Genomic DNA, 4,891 nt, shown 5'->3' with positions numbered 1-4,891 from the left:
CCGATCTCCGCCAGCGGGACGCCGCCTATCCGGATATCGCCCTCGGTGGGGGTGTCCGCTCTCCGCTGAGCCGGTGGCCGCCTTCGCCGACGACGGTCGCCAGACCGTCGGGCAGCGCCTCGGCCCATCCCAGGGCTTCGACCCGGTCGAGCGCGCCCCGCAGTTCGGCGTCGGTGGCATCGGGCCTGGCCAGCCGGAGGTCGTCCGCGAGCGGTCCGGCGAAGACATGGGTCTCCTGGGTGATCAGGGCGACCGTACGGCGTACCGCGGCCGGGCCGATCTCCGCCAGCGGGACGCCGCCTATCCGGATATCGCCCTCGGTGGGGGTGTGAATGCCCGCGATGAGCTTGGCGAGAGTCGTCTTGCCCGCGCCGCTCGCGCCGACGAGCGCCACGCGCTCCCCGGGGGCGAGCGTCAGGTCGACCCCGTGCAGTACGCGATGGCCGCTGGTGTACGCGTGGCCGACTCCGGTGACGGTGACGGACGCGTCGCGCGGGGCGACCGCCCGTACGGGCTCCCCGGCCAGCGGCCGGTCGGCGACGCCCACGATCCGGGCGAGGCTCGCGATCGCCGACTGGGCGTCGTCGATCAGGACGAGGGCCGAGTTGACGGGGGTGAAGAGGCTGTGGAAGTAGAGGGCGGCGGCCGTGGCCGTGCCCAGCGACGCGGAACCGTCGCGCACCAGGAGGAAGCCGGTGCCCAGGACGGCGGCGAGCCCGATGAACTCGGCGATGTGCAGCCGGCTGTAGAAGCTCAGCACCAGCCGTACGCCCCGCATGGTCAGCTCGACCACGGACCAGGAGCGCCGGGTGACCCGCTCGGTGTGCTCCCGCTCCAGCCGGAACGCGCGCACGGTGGAGCTGCCGCCGATGGTGTCGAGGAGTTGCTGCTGCTGCGCACCGCCCGCGACGCGCTGCTCCGCGTAGAGGGGGACGGCCCGCCGCACGTACCACCGCGCGGTGTGCACCTGTACGGGTACGGCGAGGAGCGCCGCGAGCAGGAACCGCCAGTCGAGTACGGCGAGGGCGCCGAGGGTGAGGACGATGGCGAGCAGCGAACGGGCCAGTTCGGGCAGGGCGTTGCGCACGGCGTCGGCGATGAGCGACACATCACCGGTGACCCGTACGGTCAGATCGCCCGACCCCGCCGCCTCCACCTGTTCCAGCGGCAGGCCGAGCGCTCGTTCGACGAAGCGCTCGCGCAGCCGGGCGAGCACGGTCTCGCCGAGGCGGGAGACGAGGGAGAGGCCGAGGCCGGTGGTGAGCCCCTGGGCCACCGCGACGGCGACGAGCAGCAGCACCGTCGTGGTGATGGCGTCGGGCGGCCTGCGGTCGGCGGCCAGATCGACGATACGGCCCAGGAGGGGCTGGGTGAGCAGACCGACGGCGGTGGCGACGACGATGACCGCGAATCCGGAGAGGGCGAGCAGCCGGTGCGGGCGCAGCAGTTCACGGACGGCGGCGCGGGTGCGGGCGGCGTCCGCGATGGGCAGCAGAGTGCGCCCGGACGGCCCCGGCGGGTCGTCCGGTTCCGGCGCGTCGTCCAGTTCCGGTGCGTCGTCCGGTTCCGGTTCCGGTGCCCGGTCCGGTGATGACCGGTCCGGCGAGTCCGGCCCGGGGCCCGGGTGGCGGCGCGTCATGAGAGCACCGCCGTACGGTAGGTGACCCGGTCGCGGACGAGGTCGGCGTGGGGGGCGGTGCCGGCCACCCGGCCGCCCTCGATGAGGACGACCCGGTCGGTCACCGCGAGCAGCGCGGGACTGGTGGTGACCAGGATCGTCGTCCGGTGACGGCGGACGGCCCTGATCCCGGCGGCGATCCTGGCCTCGGTGACCGCGTCGACGGCGGTGGCCGGGTCATGGACCACCAGGACGGGTGTGTCGGCCGCCAGGGCGCGGGCGAGCGCCACGCGCTGCCGCTGACCGCCGGAGAGCGAGCGTCCGCGTTCGGTCACCTCGGTGTCGCCGCCCCGGGGCAGCGCCCGGGCGACCTCGTCCGCGCCGGACGCCTCCATCGCCCGCCGGAGATCGGCTCCCGGCGGTGCGGCGGCGGTGACATTGCCGGTGAGGGTGCCCTCGAAGAGGTCGGCGTCGTGCTCGGCGACCAGGATCGCGGTGCGGATGTCCGCCGGGTCGAGCGCGGTGAACGCCACCCCGTCCAGTTCGACCGACCCGGCCTCCGGGTCGAAGCGACGGCCCAGACAGCCGAGGAGCGCCGCCGCGTCGGCGGGGTCGGTGGCGACGACGCCGACGAGGCCGCCCGGCTCGATGTCGAGGTCGATGTCCTGGAGGGTGCCGCAGGAGATCCCGCGCAGCCGCAGCCGTCCCTCGACCGGCCGCGCCGGTGTGCCGGTGCCCGGGAGTACGGCGCGGCCGGCGGCCAGGACGCCGGCTATCCGGGCGGCCGAGGCGCGGCCCTGGGCGAGTTCGGCGTTCACCCAGGAGAATTCCGAGAGCGGGCCGAGGAGGAACAGGGCCAGGCCGACGGCGGAGACCAGTTCACCGAGGCTGATGTCCCCCTGGGTGGCCAGGCGTCCGCCGACGAGGGCCACCAGGGCGATGAACGCGCCGGTGAGGGTGAGCACGATGCCGTTCTGCCATGCCTGTGCGCGGGCCGCGCGCAGGGTGGCGGCCAGGGAGTCACGGCTGGTGCGCCGGTAGCGGGCGACGGCGGCCGACTCGGCGCCGATGCCCTTGAGCACCCGCAGTCCGCCGACGAGGTCGGCGGCGATGCCCGACGCGTGGGCGGCCCGTTCCTGTTCGGCCTCGCTGCGCCGCTCCAGCGGCTTGCTCAGCAGATGCCCGAGCCACAGCAGCAGGGGGGTGCCGAGGAGGACGACCAGGCCGAGCGGGAGGGAGATCCGCAGCAGGACGACCGCGCTGACGAGCAGCCCCGTGAGCGCCGAGATCCCCATGATCACCGCCATGTTGACGGCCCCGACGCGCTTGGCGTCCTGGGTGGCGATGTTCGTCAGCTCGCCGGACAGCCGTCCGCTGTCGGCGCCGCCCGCCGGGGCCAGAACCCGGCCGACGATCTCGGTTCTGAGCCGGTGCGCGGCGGTCTCGGCGGCGCGCTCACCGGCGCGGGCGCCGAAGCGGAAGCTGAAGGAGAGTCCGACGTAGACCAGGGCGAGCGCACCGATACCGAGCAGGAGTCCGGCGCTGTCGCCACGGGCGACCCCCCGGTCGATCACCAGACCGATGAGCACCGGGACCAGCGCCTCGCCCGCCTGATGACCGGCGCCCAGGACGGAGCCGAGCACGACATCGCGGCGCTGCCCGGCGACCGCGCCGGACAGAACCGACCGCCCCGACAGGTCTGTTGACCCCACCGCACCCTCCGGACCTGTCTCGCGGTGCCCACGGACCGGGCACGAGAATTTAGGTAAGGCTAGACTAAGTCAGAGGTGGTGCACACCCCGATCGCGACCTTCCCGCCCCTGGGCTCGACCCGAGCCGGGGGCGGTGTCAGCCGTTCCCGGGGAGGTGGGTCGGGCGGGAAGCACGGGCCGGTGGATCGTCGGAGACAGGGGCCGGTACGCCGCCCTGAGACCCGTCGGCCGATGGCTCCGGCTCCGGCTCCGGCTCCGGCTCCGGCTCCGGCTCCGGCTCCGGCTCCGGCTCCGGCTCCGGCTCCGGCTCCGGCTCCGGCTCCGGCAGCACGGTGGCGGCGGCCAGGGACTCGCTGTCAAGTCGGACGAGCCGGTAGCGCTGCTGATACCTGGGCCTTCTGCGCCGGTCGGCCTTCTTGGGCCGAGCCCGGCGAGCCGCGGCCACCAGCGCCCCGACCTCAGGGTTCTCCCTGCGCAGCCGATAGAAGGCCCGCCCGGACATACCCACGAGCGATGCGGCGGACCCGTGGAGCGCACCGCCGCGTACGGCCCTCAACAGGACACGCAGGGCGGCGGGGTTGAGAGCGCCGGCGGCGGGGCGGGCGTCGGCCAGGGCAGCCGCGGCGGTCATGGCCTCCGCGAAGGACGGCTCCTGCGACTGCCAGTTGCAGAGCAGCCGCTCGGACACCCCGGCGGCCATGGCACAGGCCGCGGGACTCAGGCCGAGCGCCGCCGCCCGCAGAGCGTCGGCCATACGGGCGGCGGTCTCCTCGCGCAGATTCGGCTTTCCGTGCAGGGCGTGGAGCAGGTCGCGGTCGACGTCGTCCTGCGCGTCGAGATCCGCGACCACTCCGTCGGCCCACGCCTCCAGTCGACCGCCAGCACGTCGCTCGTCCACTCAGCAACACCTTCTTAGGTTAGCCTCACCTAAGCATACTCATGGCTGTGTTCGAACGGACACCGTATTACCGAAATGCCGTCATACCGTTGGGACGCGTTGTACGGATGGGGTCCGCGCGCTCTCCACCAGGATCACCGTGCGATGGATCCACCCCGCTGCCCGTAGGGGCCGCGCCCGTAGGGGCCGCCGTCGCCAACGCGGCCTCCCGCCGGAGGAGACGACGAACACGGCCCGGAGGTTGCGTCCGCCGCGCTCGCCGACGGAACCCGTCCCGCCGCCGTCGAGGTGTCCGCGCGGCTCCCCCGGACGGGTGTGGCCCGCACCCACGTGGGCGGCGGCGGCAAGGCCATGGCCTCAACCGGCCGAATGCACCGCCCTGCTGTCGGAGCGTCAGATCGAAGACCTGCCGGGCACCGTCGCCCCGGGTCCCGGTACGGGCATTCCGGGCGGGACGGCCATAGGCGAAGCCCTCAAAGCCCCGGCGGACGACAGCAGATGGCGCGGACGGCCGCCGCGCTACGCGGCTGCGCCTTCCGGCTGGTCGGGGCCGGAGTCTCCGGCCACGGGCGGTGCGAAGTCGTCCCGGTCGGTGGAGAAGGCGATATCCCGCTGAGCCTGGACGCCCCGCAGCCGCCTGTCGAGGGCATCACTGACCAGCTG

At 74.1% G+C, this 4,891-nt stretch carries 3 protein-coding genes; all 3 read right to left on the bottom strand.

Going from position 1 to position 4,891, the window contains the following annotated elements; translation table 11 throughout:
* Positions 1 to 25: 25 nt before the first annotated feature.
* Positions 26 to 1,639, bottom strand: a complete 1,614-nt coding sequence (locus tag ACWF94_RS33465) for an ABC transporter ATP-binding protein (protein WP_453497259.1) — start codon at positions 1,637 to 1,639, stop codon at positions 26 to 28.
* Positions 1,636 to 3,330, bottom strand: a complete 1,695-nt coding sequence (locus ACWF94_RS33460) for an ABC transporter ATP-binding protein (RefSeq protein WP_453497256.1) — start codon at positions 3,328 to 3,330, stop codon at positions 1,636 to 1,638. The genes ACWF94_RS33465 and ACWF94_RS33460 overlap by 4 nt, the downstream gene beginning before the upstream one ends.
* A gap of 136 nt (positions 3,331 to 3,466) precedes the next feature.
* Positions 3,467 to 4,228: a hypothetical protein gene (locus ACWF94_RS33455; RefSeq protein ID WP_453497253.1), complete on the bottom strand. Its 762-nt coding sequence runs from the start codon at positions 4,226 to 4,228 to the stop codon at positions 3,467 to 3,469.
* Between the last annotated feature and the right edge of the window lie 663 nt (positions 4,229 to 4,891).

The sequence above is a fragment of the Streptomyces sp. NPDC055078 genome (assembly GCF_053607985.1).
Note: the sequence above shows the minus strand (reverse complement) of the source record. Positions and strands in the feature narration are given on the sequence as shown.